Below are 16,055 nucleotides of genomic sequence, written 5' to 3'. Positions count from 1 at the left end.
TGAAAGTTTACGCGGAGGGGTGGCGGGATGTCAACGGGTCCGGATCCCGACCCCGCCGGTCCCTCTCGACGCCCCTGGCCCTGGAGATGGATTTCGTCGTTCCCGGAGCGATGGGAGAGACGTTTTCCATCCCGCTCGCCTGCGCACGTCTGGCAAGAGATGGTTTTCGCTGCTCCACGACCGCGGGGAGAGACGTTTTCCATCTCCACCGGGTCCGAGCCGCGTGCGCTCGACAGCCCACTGCACGGGAGCGAACAGGAACGACGAACGCCGCCCCGACCGGGAGCGGCGTTCGTCGTATCCGGATCCGGATCAGGTGAGCTTGATCTGCCGGTTCATGTCCTTGTACAGCAGGTAGCGGAAGTCCTCCGGGCCGCCGGCGTAGCAGGCCTGCGGGCAGAACGAGCGCAGCAGCATGTAATCGCCGGCCTCGCACTCCACCCAGTCGTCGTTGAGGCGGTACACGGCCTTGCCCTGCAGCACGAACAGGCCGTGCTCCATGACGTGGGTCTCCGCGAAGGGGATGGATCCGCCCGGCTTGAAGGTGACGATGTTCACCTGCATGTCGTGCGCCATGTCATTCGAGTCGGCGAACCGGGTCGTCGCCCACGCGTCGGTGCCCACCATCGGGACGGGCTCGATGTCCTGGTCGCGGGTGACGAACGACGCGGGGGCGTCGACGCCCTCGAGCCACTCGTAGGCCTTGCGGATCCAGTGGAAGCTGGTGATCTCGTCGCCCTCGTTCGCGAGCGACCAGTTCGCCCCCGGCGCGAGGAACGCGTAGCCGCCCTCCTCGAGCACATGCGTCTCGCCCTCGAGCGTCAGCGTGAGCTTCCCTGTGGTGACGAAGACGACGCCCTCGACGCCGGCCTCGGGCTCGGGCTTGGCCGCTCCCCCGCCGGGCGAGATCTCGACGATGAGCTGCGAGAACGTGGTCGCCGAGCTCGGCGTCGGGCGGGCGATGATCCAGGCGCGGGTGTTGGTGAACCCGGGCAGGCTGCTCGTGACGATGTCGCGCAGCACGCCCTTCGGGATGAAGGTGTAGGCCAGCTTGACGACCGCGCGGTCGGTCAGCAGGTCGGTCTGCGGGGGCAGCCCGCCGGCGGGCGTGTAGTAGGTGCGGGTGCTCAAGAGACGGCCTCCTTGGTTGCGAGTTTGGGGTGGGCGAGCCGGACGAGCTCTGCAGGCTCGGATCCGGTCGCGGAGCGGACCTCATCGGCCGTGAGCGCGCCGCACTCCAGGCCGCGCACGACGAACCGCGCCAGGGCGCGCGCCGTCGCCGGCTCGTCCATGATCGTGGCGTCGCTGCCGTGCAGGTAGTTGTCGAGGCGCTTCGCGGCGGCCGCGAAGCCCTCGCGGTAGAACGCGTAGGTCGCCAGGTACCGGGTCGGCAGCTGCGCGGCGTGCAGGTCCCAGCCTTGGTAGTAGCCGCGCTCGAGCGAGCGGCGCACCAGGCGGGCGTGCAGCTTCCACGCCGCCTCGACATGGTCCGGCTCTCCGACGGGGATCACGTTCGTGGATCCGTCCGAGAGGCGCACGCCGGTCTCGGCGACGGCGACCTGCATGACCTGCTTGGCGAAGTCGGCCGCCGGGTGCTCCATGGACTGGTACGCGGCGGCGATCTGCAGCGAAGCGCTGTAGTCGTAGGTGCCGTAGTGCAGCGCGCTCACCCGGCCGTCCGCCCGATGCAGCAGCGTCGCGACCGGGACGGATCCATCCGCCGCCACGATCAGCTGCGGCGTCTCCATCTGCACCTCGAAGCGCAGACGCCCGTGGGCCAGGCCCAGGCGCTCCTCGAACACCTCGCACAGGGCGACCATGGCCTCGACCTGCTCGACCGTGGTCACCTTGGGCAGCGTCAGCACGAGGCCGTCCGGGAGCCCGCCGTTGTTCGCCAGCGTCGTGAGGAACAGGTCGAGCGTGCGGATCCCGCGGCGGCGCGTGGGCGCCTCGAAGCACTTGAACCGGATGCCGATGAACGGCGGTGCGACGCCCGCGGCCACGGCGGCGGCGACGCGCTCGGCGGCGAGCACGGCATCCGCGTCCTCCTCGCCGTCCGGGCGGGCGCCGTATCCGTCCTCGAAGTCCAGGCGGAGGTCCTCGATGGGCTCGCGCTCGAGCTTCGCGTCCACGAGCGGCGCGAGCTCCCCGGCGAGCGCGCCGAGGCCGACGGCTTGGGCGAGCGCGGTCGTGCCGCCGAACGCGGCGACGGCCTCCACCGCGGTGCGCCCGAACGCGGCGGGCAGGTCGGGGCGGAACCGGTCGGCCGGCACGTACAGCGTGTGCACCGGCTGGCGGGATCCGTCATCGCCGGGGTACTCGGTCTTCAGCAGCGTGTCGGTGCCCGCGAGGCGGGCGTCGACGGCGGCGAGGTCGTCCTCGCCCAGGGTGCCTGCGGACAAGAGGCTCACTCCTTCGACGACTCGACGACGCGCACGATCGCCTCGGCGACGGCACCGGCCACGAGCGGGTCGAACACGCTCGGGATGATGAAGCTCGCGTTGAGCTCGTCGTCGCCGACGCGGTCCGCGATCGCCTGCGCGGCTGCGACCAGCATAGGCGGGGTGATGTCCGACACGCCGGCGTCGAGCAGGCCCCGGAAGAAGCCGGGGAACGCGAGGACGTTGTTGATCTGGTTGGGGAAGTCGCTGCGCCCGGTCGCCACGACGGCGGCGTGCTTGGAGGCGACGATCGGGTCGACCTCGGGGGTCGGGTTCGCCATCGCGAACACGATCGCGCCGTCGGCCATGCCCGCGATGTCGGCCTCGTCCAGGATGTTCGGCGCGCTCACGCCGATGAACACGTCGGCGCCCACGAGCACCTCCTTGAGCGTGCCCTTCACGCCGCGCGGGTTGGTGGTCGCCGCGAGCTGGATCCGATGCGCGTCGGTGTACTCCTCGTCGGGGTGGATCGCGCCGTTGCGACCGCAGGCGACGATGTCGACGGCACCCTCGGCGAGCAGCAGCTGCACGATCGCGTTGCCCGCGGCGCCCACGCCCGAGACCACGATCTTGACGTCGCCGATCGTCTTGCCGACGACCTTGAGCGCGTTCTGCAGCGCCGCGAGCGTGACGATCGCCGTGCCGTGCTGGTCGTCGTGGAAGACGGGGATGTCGAGTTCGTCGCGCAGGCGCGCCTCGATCTCGAAGCAGCGGGGTGCGGCGATGTCCTCGAGGTTCACGCCGCCGTAGACCGGGGCGATGGCCTTGACGATCTTGATGATCTCCTCGGTGTCCTTGGTGTCCAGGCACACGGGCCACGCGTCGACGTTGGCGAACTGCTTGAACAGCGCCGCCTTGCCCTCCATCACCGGGAGTGCCGCCTCGGGGCCGATATCGCCGAGGCCCAGCACCGCGGTGCCGTCGGTGACCACTGCGATGGTGTTGCGCTTGACGGTGAGGTTTCGGGCCTTGCTCTTGTCCTCGGCGATCGCCATGCAGACGCGCGCGACGCCCGGCGTGTAGGCGCGGGACAGGTCGTCGCGGTTGCGCAGCGGCACGCTGGGGACGACCTCGAGCTTGCCGCCGAGGTGCATCAGGAAGGTGCGGTCGCTGACGGCGCGCACGGTGACGCCCTCGAGCGACTCGATCGCGGCGCGGATCTGCTCGGCGTGCTCCTCGCCCGCGGTGTTGCAGGTGAGGTCGACCACGATCGTGGCCGGGTGCGACTCGACGACGTCGAGTGCGGTGACGGCCGCGCCGGCCGCCGCGGCCGCCGCGGCGAGCTCGCTGGTCACGTGGAAGTTGGACGGCGCGTCGATGCGCAGCGTGATCGAATTGCCGGGACCCGGGTTCGCCATGATTCCTCCTCATCGAGGCGTCCCGGGCGGAGCCGCGGGCGCTGGTTGCGGTGATGAACTTCTTTACAACTTTCGTATTGTGGACACTATTATCTCTATCGTGGAAGTCTTGCGCAAGGCGAGGTCCGGATCCGCTCGGATTTCCGGCGCGCGGCTCTCGCATGATGGAATAATCACGACGACGGGAGCAGAGATGACCGACAATTCACAGGCGAAGGACGCCGGTCAGAAGGCGGGCAAGAGCGCAGGATCCGGGGTGCAGTCGGTCGAGCGCGTGTTCGAGCTGCTCGAGCTCGTGACCGACGCCGGCGGCGACGTGACGCTCAGCGAGCTGTCCGCCTCGACGGACCTGCCCCTCCCGACCATCCATCGCCTGCTGCGCACCCTGGTCTCCCTGGGCTACGCACGCCAGCTGCCCAATCGGCGGTACGCGCTCGGCCCGCGCCTGATCCGCATCGGCGAGGGCGCATCCCGCCAGTTCGGCGCGCTCGCACGCCCGCAGCTGAAGACGCTCGTGGATGCACTCGGCGAGAGCGCCAATATGGCGGTGCTCGACGGCGACATGGTCGTCTACGTCGCCCAGGTGCCCTCGCAGCACTCCATGCGCATGTTCACCGAGGTCGGCCGCCGCGCCAACGTGCACGACACGGGCGTCGGCAAGGCGATCCTCGCCCAGCTCGACGACGACACCGTGCGCGGCATCGTCGGCCGCACCGGCATGTCGACCCCGACGCCGTACAGCATCGGCACCGTCGACGCCCTGCTGAAGGAGCTGGACGTCATCCGCGAGCGCGGCTACTCGATCGACGAGCAGGAGCAGGAGATCGGCGTCCGCTGCTACGCGATGGCCGTCCCCGGCGCGCCCACCCCGACCGCGGTCTCGGTCTCCGGCCCGATCGCGCGCGTCACCGAGGAGTTCGGCCAGCGCGCCGTGCCGCTGCTGCGCGACGCCGCCGCCGCCATCGCCGCCGACCTCGAGGCGTAGGCCCGCGCTCCCCGGGGTCGTTGAGCGAGGAAGCGAAGCGACCGAGACGAAACGCCGTCCCCTGCAGGAAACCGCGTTTCGTCCCGCTCCGACTGCGTCGGTGCTCGCTCAACGACCCCGGGGCGCGCCAGGCGCGACGGCCGTGGAGTGTCCTCGACGCGGATTAGCATCCGGGCATGATCGGATACGCGTACATCCTGCGCTGCAGTGACGGCACCTTCTATGCCGGCAGCACCAATGACCTGGACCGCCGCCTGGAGGAGCATGCGGCCGGGGAAGGCGCGGCCTACACGCAGCGGCGTCTTCCTGTCCAGCTCGTCTGGCCGGCCGAGTTCGATCGGGTCGACGAGGCCTTCGCGTGGGAGAAGCGGATCCAGGGATGGAGCCATGCGAAGCGAGCGGCGTTCATCGAAGGCGGACTCGAAGCGATCCGCGGATGGAGTCAATCGGCACGGCTCCCGGCTTCTCCCCGGGGTCGTTGAGCGAGGACGCGCAGCGACCGAGACGAAACGCCGTCCCCTGCAGGAAACCGCGTTTCGTCTCGCTCCGACTGCGTCGGTGCTCGCTCAACGACCCCCGGGGGTAGCCCGCGGGCTACTCCGCGTCGGTGCCGCTCGTGCCGGCGTTGACGTCGAGCAGGCGGTACTTCTCCGCAGCCGCCGCGGGGACGGACGGATCCACCTCGCCGCGCTTGGCGAGCAGCTGCAGCGTGCGCACCACGACCGAGGGGCCGTCGATCTTGAAGTACCGGCGGGCCGCGGCCCGGGTGTCCGAGAAGCCGAAGCCGTCCGCACCCAGGGTCGCCCAGTCGTTCGGCACGAACTGGCGCACCTGGTCGGGCAGGTCCTTGGCGTAGTCGCTGACGGCGACGATCGGGCCGGTGGATCCGGCCAACTGCGACGCGACGAACGGCACCCGCGAGCCGCGCCCGAGGAACTCGTCCTCCTCGGCGGCGACCGCGTCACGGCGCAGCTCGGTCCATGAGGTCACCGACCAGACGTCGGCCTGCACGCCCCAGTCGGAGGCCAGCAGCTGCTGCGCTTCCTGCGCCCACGTCACCCCGATGCCCGACGCCAGCAGGTGGGCCCGGGGCGCGTCGACCGGAGCGATCCGGTGGATGCCGCCCAGGATCCCCGCGACGTCGACGCCCTCGGGTTCGGCCGGCTGCACGATCGGCTCGTTGTAGACCATGAGGTTGTAGATGACGTTGCGGTCGGTCGAGTCCGGCCCGTACATGCGCTCGATGCCCGCGCGCACGATGTGGCCGATCTCGTAGCCGAACGCCGGGTCGTAGGTCACCACGGCGGCGTTCGTCGCGGCGAGCAGCGGCGAGTGCCCGTCGGCGTGCTGCAGCCCCTCGCCGGTCAGCGTCGTGCGCCCCGCGGTGGCCGAGATGAGGAAGCCGCGCGCCATCTGGTCGGCGGCCGCCCACAGCGAGTCGCCGGTGCGCTGGAAGCCGAACATCGAATAGAAGACGTACACCGGCACGAGCGGCACGCCGTGCGTCGCGTACGCGGTGCCCGCGGCGGTGAAGGCGGCGATGGATCCGGCCTCGTTGATGCCCACGTGCAGGATCTGTCCGGCCGTGGATTCCTTGTACGAGAGCACGATGTCGCGGTCGACGGCGAGGTAGTTCTGCCCGTTCGGGTTGTAGATCTTCGCGGTCGGGAAGAACGCGTCCATGCCGAAGGTGCGGGCCTCGTCCGGGATGATCGGCACGATGCGCTTGCCGAACTCCGGGTCGCGCATGAGGTCCTTCAGCACCCGCACGAACGCCATCGTGGTCGCGGCCTGCTGCTTGCCGGATCCGCGTGCGGCCACCTCGTACGCCTTCGCGTCGGGCAGGGCGATCTGGCCGGACGCGTTCGGACGCCGCTCGGGCAGGTAGCCGCCCAGAGCACGCCGGCGCTCCTGCATGTACCGGATCTCGGGCGCATCCTGGCCGGGGTGGTAGTACGGCGGCTGGTACGGGTCGGCCTCGAGCTGTGCGTCGGTGATCGGCACCCGCAGGTGGTCGCGGAAGTCCTTGAGGTCCTGCAGCGTGAGCTTCTTCATCTGGTGCGTCGCGTTGCGCGCCTCGAAGCGCGGGCCGAGCCCGTAGCCCTTGACCGTCTTGACCAGGATCACCGTGGGCTTGCCGTTGTGCTCGAGCGACTTCTGGTACGCCGCGAACACCTTGTGGTAGTCGTGGCCGCCGCGCTTGAGGCCCCAGATCTGATCGTCGGTGAGGTTCTCGACGAGGGCGAGCGCCCGCGGATCCTTGCCGAAGAAGTGCTCGCGGATGAACCCGCCCGACTCGGCCTTGTACGTCTGGTAGTCGCCGTCGCGGGTGGTGTTCATGATGTCCAGCAGGGCGCCGGAGTCGTCGCGGGCGAGCAGATCGTCCCACTCCCGGCCCCACACCACCTTGATGACGTTCCAGCCCGCGCCGCGGAAGAAGCCCTCGAGCTCCTGGATGATCTTGCCGTTGCCGCGGACGGGCCCGTCGAGGCGCTGCAGGTTGCAGTTCACGACGAAGGTGAGGTTGTCGAGGCCGTCGTTCGCGGCGAGCTGCAGCAGACCGCGGCTCTCCGGCTCGTCCATCTCGCCGTCGCCGAGGAACGCCCAGACGTGCTGGTCGCTGGTGTCCTTGAGGCCTCGGCCCAGCAGGTAGCGGTTGGACTGGGCCTGGTAGATCGCGTTCATCGGGCCGATGCCCATCGACACGGTCGGGAACTCCCAGAACTCCGGCATGAGCCGCGGGTGCGGGTAGGAGCTCAGCGCGTGGCCCTCGCGCGACTTCTCCTGGCGGAAGCCGTCGAGGTCCTCCTCGCTGAGGCGCCCCTCCAGGAACGCGCGGGCGTACATGCCCGGCGAGGCGTGGCCCTGGAAATACACCTGGTCGCCGCCCCCGGGGTGGTCCTTGCCGCGGAAGAAGTGGTTGAACCCGACCTCGTACAGTGTCGCGGCGCCCGCGTAGGTGGAGATGTGGCCGCCGACGCCGATGCCGGGCCGCTGGGCGCGGTGCACCAGGATCGCGGCGTTCCAGCGCATCCACGCGCGGTAGCGGCGCTCGAGCTCCTCGTCGCCGGGGTAGGCCGGCTCGTCGGCAGCGGAGATCGTGTTGACGTAGTCGGTCGTGGCCGTCGGTTCCGGCGTGTAGCCGGCGCGGGCCGCGAGCGAGCGCACGATGTGCTCGCCGCGCTCGGGTCCGCGCTGCGCGACGAGCGCGTCCAGCGACTCGAGCCACTCTGCGGTCTCTTCGGGGTCGTGATCCAGGGTGTCGGATCCGAGGGCGGCGGAGGTGCTCTGTTCGCGCATCTTCGGCCTTTCTGTGAGATGGGGGGCGGCTGCCGGTCCGGCAGCGGGGTGGATCTGCTAGATGTAGGTGGCTGCCGGTTCGGCAGCGGGGTCGAGTCTCGAGGAGGGACGATGGACGGACGCATCGCCGTGGTGACGGGCGCGGGTTCCGGGATCGGGCGCGCCGTGGCGCGCGCCATGCTGGACGCCGGCTACCGCGTGGCGCTGGCCGGGCGGCGCGAGGATGCGCTGGCCGAGACGGCGCGCGGGCGGGCGGACGCCGGCGGAGGCGTGCCCGCGAACGCGCTCGTGGTGCCGACCGATGTGACGGCGGAGGCGGAGGTGGACGCCCTGTTCGACCGCGTGGTGCGCGAGTGGGGCCGCGTGGACGTGCTGTTCAACAACGCCGGCGCGTTCGGACCCGCCGTGTCCGCGGCGGACATCGAGCTCGCCGACTGGGAGCAGACGCTCGCGGTGAACGTCACCGGCGCCCTGCTCTGCGCGCGGGCGGCGATGCGCGTGATGCGCGCGCAGACCCCGCAGGGCGGCCGCATCATCAACAACGGATCCATCTCGGCTCAGGCGCCGCGCCCGCTGTCCGTGGCGTACGCGGTGAGCAAGCACGCGCTGACGGGACTGACCCGGTCCATCGACCTGGACGGACGCCCGTTCCGCATCTCCTGCGGCCAGATCGACATCGGCAACACCCGCACCGAGATCATGGACGAGCTCGGCGTCGGATCCGGGGCCCTGCAGGCCGACGGCACCCGCAAGGTCGAGCCCACGTTCTCCGTCGACGAGGCCGCGCGCGCCGTGCTGTTCATGGCGGACCTGCCGCCGGAGGCCAACATCGGCGCCCTCACGATCACCGCGAGCGGGATGCCGTTCGGTGGGCGCGGCTGAGGGATCGCGGGGGTTCGCGATCATCGGCGGACCTCCTCGTCCCCGCGTCCCCTCTGCCGAGGCCGTGGGACTCCTGCTCGATTCCAGATCCGGTTCATTCCAGATCATGGAAGTTTTCTTTCAGATTACGTAACTAGTCTCCTCCGGCGCGGGCCGCTTGTCAAGGTTGCGCGGGCTCGCGGATCCTGCGGAGACGACGAATGCGGGGCCCGGCGAACCGGACCCCGCATTCTCGAATCGATGGCGGCTGACGCTCAGCAGAAGCCGGCGATGCCGTCCCACGACCAGTGGTCGCCGTCGGCGCCCTCACGCAGGAACGACGCCTCGATGAGTCCGTACGGACGGTCGGCGGCGTAGAACACCTCGTTCGGGTTCTCCAGGCCGAACGGCGACAGGTCCACGACGAAGTGGTGCTTGTTCGGGGTCGAGAAGCGGATCTCGTCGATCTCGGGGTGAGCCTCGAGCACCGCCTCGGCCATCTCCTTCAGCGTGTGCTGCAGCGCGTAGGAGTAGTTGCGCGAGAAGCCGGCGAGGAGCAGACGGCGCACGTCCGCGTAGACCTCGTTGAAGTCGAGGTCGTTGCGGTTGTAGCGCCACTTGGCCGTCACCGAGGTCGCGAGGATCCGGTCCTCCGTCTCGGGGAGGGTCGTGTACTTGTCGCGCGGGTAGCCGACGAAGCCGCTCGCCGTCGACTTGAGAACCGTGAGGTCCTGCAGACCCGCGATGATCGTGGTGTCGTCGCCGTCGATCTGCACGACCGCGGTGCGGGTCTCGGTGCCGCCGCGCACGAACGCGTGGTCGTGCTCGCCGTTGTCGCCGTCGATGCGCAGCCAGGTGTACTGCTCGGCCGCCCAGCGTCCGCCGGTGACCCAGTCGAACTCGCCGGTGAAGTGCCGGCCGAGGCGCAGGAGGAACTCCTCCGGGCTGCCGATGCCGTCCTTCGCGAAGGCGTAGACGGTGTTCTTCTGGGTGTCGGTGGCGACGACGTGCTCGTTGTTTCCGTCGAAGTGCGCCGAGGCGAAGTCGCCGCGCAGCTGCGAGGTGACGTTCAGGTCCTCGATCTCGTGACGGGCGGTGTCGCGCGTGATGCGGACGACGCGGTTCTCGGCCTTGCCGTACTGGTTCTTGCCCAGGGTGATGGTGGTCATCTCGGGTTCCTCTTAGCTTCCTCGGTAGGTGGAATAGGCGAACGGACTGAGCAGGAGCGGCACGTGATAGTGCGCCTGCCCGGCGTCGACCTGGAAGGTCAGCACCACCTCCGGGAAGAAGGAGTCCGTGGAGATGCCGGCGAAGTAGGCCGCGGTATCGAACCGGAGGCGGTAGATCCCGCTCTCCAGCCGCTCCGGGCCCAGCTCTTTCACCCGCCCGTCAGCATCGGTGAAGCCCGAACCGATCCCAGTCCACGCGTCGCCGTCGCGGGCTTCGAGCACGACGGCGACGCCGGGCGCGGGGCGCCCGAGAGTGGTGTCCAGGATGTGGGTGGTCACGTGGGAGACGCTCATGCGCTCGCTCCTTCGGTCTGGATGGCCGCCGCCAGGCGCAGGGCCGCGATCTCCCGCAGCTGCTGGTCGACGACGGCGAGCTCCTGCTCGGGGGTGTGCCCGAGCCGCTGCTGCAGCAGGCCCAGGATCTCCTCGGCGGTGCGACCGGCGGCCCGCACGAGGAAGACGCGGTCGAACCGCTCCTCATAGGCGCGGTTGCCTTCGGCCAGCGCGGCGGCCGTGACGTCGTCGACGCTCGGCTGCTCGCGGCGCGAGTGCGCGGCCTCGGCGCTGGTGCCGTCGACCCTCGCCCCGATGCGCGGGTGGTGCGCCAGCGCGCCGTCGAGCTCGGCCTCGCTCAGCGGAGCGGCGACCTCGAGGGCGGCGACGGAGAGCGCGTCGACCGAGGCGTAGGGCCGGCCGTCCACGATTGCGTCGATCCAGCGGGGGATGTCCAGTGCGGGCTTCACGGTGGTGACCGCGGCGGCGCGGTCGGCCGTGTTGAACTCCTCGAGCAACATCTTGATCCTCAAGCCATGCTGGCATCCGGCGTGTCGTGCTTACGGACGGATCCTATCGAGAGGATCTCTTCTCCTGTTTCCAGGAGATTTCCGCAGTCCGGAACTGTTATTTCAGCATGTGCAACCATTCTGCGGACCGGATCCGGCGTTGTCAAGCGGATCCGAAAGACGTTCCCCTGTGTCACGCCCTGCCCGGCTCCGGGGAGAGGGAAAACGCACCTGGCAGCCGCCCTGGAGCGACCTTTTCCATCTTCTGAAGCCGATCACCGCCCGGGCGAGAGGGAAAACGCACCTGCCGGACGGCCCGGAGGTGCGTTTTCCATCTTCGGCGAAAGGGATCGACCCGAGCGGGAGCCGCAGCGACGGATCCGACCCGAGCGGGAGGCGCAGGCGTCGGATCCCGGAGCGGGCTCAGACGCCGAGCTCTTCGCGCAGGCGCGCCACGTGGCCGGTCGCGTCGACGCCGTACTCGGCGCGCTGCACGACGCCGTCGCCGTCCAGCACGAAGGTGGAGCGGATGACGCCGTCGAACGTGCGGTCGCCGACCGTCTTCTCGCCCCACACGCCCCACGCCTTCGCGACGGCGGCGTCGCTGTCGGCGAGCAGCGGGAACGTCAGCCCCTCGGCGTCGGAGAACGCGCGGATGTCGGCGACCTCGTCGGGCGAGATGCCGATCACGGAGTAGCCGGCGGCGTCGAGCGACGAGAGGTTGTCGCGGAAGTCGCAGGCCTCGGTGGTGCAGCCGGGGGTGGCCGCCTTCGGGTAGAAGTACACGACGACGTTGCGGCCGCGGTAGTCGTCGAGGGCGACGCGGGCGCCGTCGGCGTCCTCGAGGGCGAAGGCGGGGGCGGTGTCACCGGGGTTCAGGCGAGTGGTCATGATGTCTCCGTTCGGATGGGGGTCGGGATCCGGTCCCTGAGCCTGTCGAAGGGCCCGGAACGGCGGATCCGTGCTTCGAGAGCTCGGATGCCGGGCTCAGGGGACGACGGGCAGCACGCCGAAGGCCTCGGCGAGCTGCATGATCTTGCGGGCGCGGCCGAGGCGGGGCAGGTCGCTGCCGTCGCGGACGATGCGGCCGCGCGCGTCGAAGTCGGCGAGGAACTCGTACGCCCAGTCGACGTCGGTGCGGGTGGGACTGATGACCTCGTTGACCACAGGCGTCTGGTCGGCGGAGAGGCAGAGCTTGCCGGTCATGCCCATGGACACGGTGATCGCCGACTGCTCGCGCAGGATCGGGTGGCTGGATCCGACCGTGGGGCCGTCGATGGGGCCGGGGAGTCCCCCGGCTCGGCTGGAGATCACCAGGCGCGCCCGCGGGTAGGCCATGGCCTCGCGGTCGGCCGACATGCCGGTGTCGCGGCGGAAGTCGCCGCTGCCGAACGCGAGCCGGAACACGCCCTTGGCGCGGGCGATCTCGGTGGCGTTCTCGATCCCCACCGCCGACTCGACGAGCGCCACCACGGGCACCTTCGCGCCGAGGCGGTTGTAGGTGTCCATGACCTGTCCGCCGAACTCGGCCTTGGCGAGCATCACGCCCTGGAGGCCCGGGGCGTCGCGCAGCCCGTCCAGATCGGGCGACCAGTGCTCGCTGGTCGCATCGTTGATGCGCACCCAGGCGCGGTTCGGCCGTCCGTCCGCGGCGGAGCCGTGCAGCCAGCGCACGACGTCGTCGCGGGCGGAGTCCTTCTTGCTCGCGTCGACCGCGTCCTCCACGTCGAGCACGATCGCGTCGGCGTGGGAGCGCGCGGCATCGTCGAACGTCTCCGGCTTGGTCGCGGCGACGAGGAGCCACGAGCGCGCCAGCTCCGGCGCGATCTCGCGCGGGCCGGCCTGGGGAAGCGGAGCGTTCATTTCATTCCATCCTATGAAACTTGATTCTTGCGATATGAAAAGAGTAACGGTTGCGGGCACGCGGTCGCCAGCCTGGAGCGGCACCGCCGCGCGTCAGCGTCGCAAGGAGAGCACCGCGTCCCACACGGCGGCGGCGACGCGGCGCTTGGATCCGGCGACCTCGGCGACCACCTCGCCGTCGGGTCCGATGAGCTCCACGGCGTTGTCGGGCTTCTCGAACCCGTGCTCGGCGTCGGCGAGGTTCACCGCGAGCAGGTCGGCGCCCTTGCGCTCGCGCTTGCGGCGCGCGCGCTCGCGGCGCGCCTCGGGATCGGCCGAGGTCTCGGCGGCGAAACCGACGAGGATCTGACCGTCCGGGCCCGCCCCGTCGCGACGGGCGGCACCGAGCGCGGCGAGCACGTCCTCGTTCTCGACGAGGTCGATCCGGTCGAGGATCCCGTCCTCCTTGGTGAGCTTGTGCGGCGCGGCCTGGGCCGGGCGGTAGTCGGCGACCGCCGCCGCCATGATCACCGCGTCCGCCGTTACGGCCGCCTCCTTCATCGCCGCCGAGAGCTCGGCCGCCGTCGCGACCGGGCGGATCCGGATGCGCGGACGCGCCGCCAGGGCGAGCACGTCGCCGGCCAGGTTCGCGGCGATCAGGTCGACCGCGGCACCGCGGGTGGCGGCCTCGACCGCGAGGGCCACGCCCTGGCGGCCGCTGGAGCGGTTGCCGAGGTAGCGCACGGGATCGATCGGCTCCCGCGTGCCGCCTGCGGAGACCGCGACCCGCAGGCCCGCCAGATCCTGCGGTGCGAGCAGGCGCAGCGCCGCCTCGGCCACCGCCTCGGGCTCGCTCATGCGCCCGGGCCCCGTGTCGCCGCCGGCGAGCTCGCCGTCGTCGGGGCCGATCACGTGCACCCCGCGCTCGACGAGTGTGCGGACGTTCGCCTGCGTCGCCGGATGCGCCCACATCTCCGCGTGCATGGCGGGGGCGACGAGCACCGGGGCGGTCGCGGCGAGCAGGGTGGTGCCGAGCAGGTTGTCGGCGATGCCGGCCGCCATGCGGGCGAGCGTGTTCGCGGTCGCCGGAGCGACGACGACGAGGTCCGCGCCCTGGCCGAGGGCGACGTGGCGCACCTTCGCGACGTCGTCGTGCACGCTCGTGGTGACCGGGTTGCGGCTGATCGCCTCCCAGGTCGGCGCGCCGACGAAGCGCAGCGCGTCCTCGGTCGGGACGACGGTGACGTCGTGGCCCGCCTTCACCAGGATCCGGACCAGGTGCACCGACTTGTATGCCGCGATGCCGCCGGAGACCCCCACCACGATGTCCATCCCTCGATTCTGCCATTCGGGTCCCGCGTGCCGGCCGCTGCTCCGCCGGGACCCGACGCGGCCGTCCGCCCGGCGGGGATGCGCCCCGCACGCGCCTCGACGCGCCGCGCGTGCCTAGACTGAGGCGCGTGTGCACGGTCGTGATCCAGGTCGATGCCGCCGAGCGGGCCGAGGGCCTCGGGCCGCGGCTGCTGGCGGTGCGGGACGAGGATCCGCAGCGCGAGTGGGATGCGCTCGGCGAGTGGTGGCCCGATCAGCCCGGAGTCGTCGGGATCCGCGATCGTCGCGCCGGCGGCGCCTGGCTCGCCGCCGATCCGGCGACCCGCCGTCTCGCGGTGCTGCTGAACCGCGCCGACGTGCTCGACCTCCCCGACGACCAGGCGGTGTCTCGCGGCACGCTGGCGCTCGCCTCCGTCGCCGGCGTCTCGCCGTCGGGTTCGCCGCGCATGAACGGGTTCAACCTGCTCGAGGTCTCCCCCGCCGGCGCGCGCGTGCTGTCCTGGGACGGGGCGACGCTGCGGGAGACGCCCGTGCCCGCCGGGGTGCACATGATCGCGCACGACGACCTCGACGATCCCGGCACGGCGCGCATCGCCCGCTGGCTGCCGGAGTTCCGCGCCCGTCCCGCGGACGGCGACGACTGGCCGGAGTCCTGGATCCGGCTGCTCGCCGAGACCACCGCACTGGATCCCTCCGACGACCGCGCGATCATCCGGGACAACCGGCCGCACGGCTACCCCACGCAGTCCCTGCTGTATGCGACCGCCGCGGTCGACACCGCCGGCGTCGAACTGCGGGACCACACCCTGCCGGCGCCGGCGCACTGGGGCTGACGATGCCGACCCGATCCTCCGACGGCCTCGACTCCGGCACCGGTACCACCTCCGACGACCTCGACTCCGGCCCCGGCCTCGCCCTCGTTCCCGGCCGGCTGATCCGGCAGGCGTCTCCGCGCCCGGACGATCTCGGGCGCTCCGTCGAGCTGTTGCGCGAGGTCGCCACGGGCGTCGGCCCCGCACGACTGCTGCGCCTCTACACGCCGGCGCCGACGCTCGCCCTCACCCGGCGGGAGAGCCTGATGCCGGGCTACGACCTCGCCGTGGCCGCCGCCGGGCGCTTCGGGTTCACGCCGGCGATCCGCCCGACCGGCGGCCGCGCCGTCGCCTACGACGAGACGTGCCTCGTCTTCGACCTCGTGGAGCGCGAGGACGCCCATGCGGATCCCTCCGCCCTGTTCGCGCAGGCCGGCCGCACCATCGTCGGCGCACTTCGCGGACTCGGCGTCGACGCGCGGCTGGGCGCGGTGCCGGGCGAGTACTGCCCCGGCGAGTACAGCATCAACGCCCGCGGCTCCGTGAAGCTCGTCGGCACCTCGCAGCGCGGGGTGCGCGGCGCCCGGCTGCTCAGCGGCATGCTGGCGTTCGGCGAGGTGGACCGCTTCGTCGCGGTTCTCACGGAGGCCAACGCCGCGCTCGGGCTGGACTGGGATCCGCGGACCTTCGGATCCCTGCTCGTCGAGGCGCCGGCGGTCTCGCGCGAGGACGTCGAGGAGGCGCTCGCCGCGGCGCTCATCGCCTGACTGGCGTGCGTGGGGCCGGGCCGGCGCGCGACCGGCTCAGCGACCAGCGACCGGGCCGTCGAGCGACATGTCCAGCGGCTCCCCGCGGCGGACGGGTCCGACGACCCCGCCCACGGCGAACCGACCCATCGGCGAACCGGCGCACCGGCGGACGGATGGGCAGGGCTCCCCATGTCGCCGTCGCATCGCGGCGAGTAGCGTCGGCGACGGAGGCGAGCGCCAGCGTGCCGCGAGACACCGCCTGGTCGTCGGGGAGGTCGAGCACGTCGGCGCGGTTCAGCAGCACCGCGAGACGGCGGGTCGCCGGATCGGCGGCGAGCCAGGCGCCGCCGGCGCGACGATCGCG

At 71.2% G+C, this 16,055-nt stretch carries 15 protein-coding genes; 5 read left to right on the top strand and 10 right to left on the bottom strand.

Annotated features, from left to right (window positions below; all coding sequences use genetic code 11):
• Window positions 1–312 precede the first annotated feature (312 nt).
• The 3 genes from AERO9AM_RS01120 to AERO9AM_RS01110 are packed head-to-tail and all read right to left on the bottom strand — an operon-like array spanning window position 313 to window position 3,799.
• A complete protein-coding gene (locus AERO9AM_RS01120; RefSeq protein ID WP_159574504.1) occupies window positions 313–1,131 on the bottom strand; it encodes a bifunctional allantoicase/(S)-ureidoglycine aminohydrolase in 819 nt (272 codons plus the stop codon).
• Window positions 1,128–2,402 carry a DUF6986 family protein gene (locus AERO9AM_RS01115; RefSeq protein WP_159574503.1) on the bottom strand — a complete coding sequence of 425 codons (1,275 nt, stop codon included), beginning with the start codon at window positions 2,400–2,402 and terminating at the stop codon, window positions 1,128–1,130. The genes AERO9AM_RS01120 and AERO9AM_RS01115 overlap by 4 nt, the downstream gene beginning before the upstream one ends.
• Window positions 2,403–2,407: 5 nt before the next feature.
• Window positions 2,408–3,799, bottom strand: coding sequence for an NAD-dependent malic enzyme (locus tag AERO9AM_RS01110; protein ID WP_159574502.1), 1,392 nt, complete (start codon window positions 3,797–3,799; stop codon window positions 2,408–2,410).
• A gap of 193 nt (window positions 3,800–3,992) precedes the next feature.
• Between AERO9AM_RS01110 and AERO9AM_RS01105 the strand changes: the two genes are divergently transcribed.
• Complete coding sequence (locus AERO9AM_RS01105; protein WP_159574501.1) at window positions 3,993–4,784, top strand: IclR family transcriptional regulator; 792 nt, start codon at window positions 3,993–3,995, stop codon at window positions 4,782–4,784.
• A 176-nt stretch (window positions 4,785–4,960) separates the two neighbouring features.
• The gene (locus AERO9AM_RS01100; RefSeq protein ID WP_159574500.1) at window positions 4,961–5,266 is read left to right on the top strand and encodes a GIY-YIG nuclease family protein; all 306 of its coding nucleotides are present in this window, start codon (window positions 4,961–4,963) and stop codon (window positions 5,264–5,266) included.
• Window positions 5,267–5,378: 112 nt separating this feature from the next.
• Here AERO9AM_RS01100 and aceE read toward each other — a convergent pair whose 3' ends face one another.
• Window positions 5,379–8,084 carry a pyruvate dehydrogenase (acetyl-transferring), homodimeric type gene (aceE, locus tag AERO9AM_RS01095; protein ID WP_159574499.1) on the bottom strand — a complete coding sequence of 902 codons (2,706 nt, stop codon included), beginning with the start codon at window positions 8,082–8,084 and terminating at the stop codon, window positions 5,379–5,381.
• Between the two features lie 111 nt (window positions 8,085–8,195).
• Between aceE and AERO9AM_RS01090 the strand changes: the two genes are divergently transcribed.
• Entirely contained in the window at window positions 8,196–8,966 is a 771-nt protein-coding gene (locus tag AERO9AM_RS01090; RefSeq protein ID WP_159574498.1) for an SDR family oxidoreductase, read from the top strand.
• A gap of 254 nt (window positions 8,967–9,220) precedes the next feature.
• Here the strand turns inward: AERO9AM_RS01090 and pucL are convergent, their stop codons facing one another.
• The 6 genes from pucL to coaBC form a co-directional block, all read right to left on the bottom strand.
• On the bottom strand, window positions 9,221–10,114 hold the full coding sequence (gene pucL / locus AERO9AM_RS01085; protein ID WP_159574497.1) for a factor-independent urate hydroxylase: 894 nt from the start codon (window positions 10,112–10,114) through the stop codon (window positions 9,221–9,223).
• Between the two features lie 12 nt (window positions 10,115–10,126).
• Entirely contained in the window at window positions 10,127–10,468 is a 342-nt protein-coding gene (uraH, locus tag AERO9AM_RS01080) for a hydroxyisourate hydrolase (protein WP_159574496.1), read from the bottom strand.
• Window positions 10,465–10,968, bottom strand: coding sequence for a 2-oxo-4-hydroxy-4-carboxy-5-ureidoimidazoline decarboxylase (uraD, locus tag AERO9AM_RS01075; protein WP_159574495.1), 504 nt, complete (start codon window positions 10,966–10,968; stop codon window positions 10,465–10,467). The genes uraH and uraD overlap by 4 nt, the downstream gene beginning before the upstream one ends.
• A 411-nt stretch (window positions 10,969–11,379) precedes the next feature.
• The gene (gene bcp, locus AERO9AM_RS01070) at window positions 11,380–11,847 is read right to left on the bottom strand and encodes a thioredoxin-dependent thiol peroxidase (RefSeq protein ID WP_159574494.1); all 468 of its coding nucleotides are present in this window, start codon (window positions 11,845–11,847) and stop codon (window positions 11,380–11,382) included.
• 96 nt (window positions 11,848–11,943) lie between these two features.
• Entirely contained in the window at window positions 11,944–12,819 is an 876-nt protein-coding gene (locus AERO9AM_RS01065) for an HpcH/HpaI aldolase/citrate lyase family protein (RefSeq protein ID WP_159574493.1), read from the bottom strand.
• Between the two features lie 93 nt (window positions 12,820–12,912).
• Entirely contained in the window at window positions 12,913–14,130 is a 1,218-nt protein-coding gene (gene coaBC, locus AERO9AM_RS01060) for a bifunctional phosphopantothenoylcysteine decarboxylase/phosphopantothenate--cysteine ligase CoaBC (protein ID WP_159574492.1), read from the bottom strand.
• A gap of 128 nt (window positions 14,131–14,258) precedes the next feature.
• Between coaBC and AERO9AM_RS01055 the strand changes: the two genes are divergently transcribed.
• Window positions 14,259–14,963 (top strand): NRDE family protein, encoded by a 705-nt coding sequence (locus AERO9AM_RS01055; protein ID WP_201298546.1) that lies wholly within the window; start codon window positions 14,259–14,261, stop codon window positions 14,961–14,963.
• A gap of 2 nt (window positions 14,964–14,965) precedes the next feature.
• On the top strand, window positions 14,966–15,709 hold the full coding sequence (locus AERO9AM_RS01050) for a lipoate--protein ligase family protein (RefSeq protein ID WP_159574490.1): 744 nt from the start codon (window positions 14,966–14,968) through the stop codon (window positions 15,707–15,709).
• Window positions 15,710–16,055: the final 346 nt, after the last annotated feature.

The sequence above is a fragment of the Microbacterium sp. 8M genome, assembly GCF_902506375.1.
Lineage (GTDB): Bacteria > Actinomycetota > Actinomycetes > Actinomycetales > Microbacteriaceae > Microbacterium.
The sequence above is the reverse complement of the archived record's forward strand: the minus strand, read 5'-3'. Positions and strand labels throughout refer to the sequence as shown.

Coding starts and splice junctions, on each gene's coding strand:
- AERO9AM_RS01110 (WP_159574502.1), bottom strand. CDS start 3,799: ATGGCGAACCCGGGTCCCGGCAATTCGATCACGCTGCGCATCGACGCG.
- AERO9AM_RS01105 (WP_159574501.1), top strand. CDS start 3,993: ATGACCGACAATTCACAGGCGAAGGACGCCGGTCAGAAGGCGGGCAAG.
- AERO9AM_RS01100 (WP_159574500.1), top strand. CDS start 4,961: ATGATCGGATACGCGTACATCCTGCGCTGCAGTGACGGCACCTTCTAT.
- aceE (WP_159574499.1), bottom strand. CDS start 8,084: ATGCGCGAACAGAGCACCTCCGCCGCCCTCGGATCCGACACCCTGGAT.
- AERO9AM_RS01090 (WP_159574498.1), top strand. CDS start 8,196: ATGGACGGACGCATCGCCGTGGTGACGGGCGCGGGTTCCGGGATCGGG.
- pucL (WP_159574497.1), bottom strand. CDS start 10,114: ATGACCACCATCACCCTGGGCAAGAACCAGTACGGCAAGGCCGAGAAC.
- uraH (WP_159574496.1), bottom strand. CDS start 10,468: ATGAGCGTCTCCCACGTGACCACCCACATCCTGGACACCACTCTCGGG.
- uraD (WP_159574495.1), bottom strand. CDS start 10,968: ATGTTGCTCGAGGAGTTCAACACGGCCGACCGCGCCGCCGCGGTCACC.
- bcp (WP_159574494.1), bottom strand. CDS start 11,847: ATGACCACTCGCCTGAACCCCGGTGACACCGCCCCCGCCTTCGCCCTC.
- AERO9AM_RS01065 (WP_159574493.1), bottom strand. CDS start 12,819: ATGAACGCTCCGCTTCCCCAGGCCGGCCCGCGCGAGATCGCGCCGGAG.
- coaBC (WP_159574492.1), bottom strand. CDS start 14,130: ATGGACATCGTGGTGGGGGTCTCCGGCGGCATCGCGGCATACAAGTCG.
- AERO9AM_RS01050 (WP_159574490.1), top strand. CDS start 14,966: ATGCCGACCCGATCCTCCGACGGCCTCGACTCCGGCACCGGTACCACC.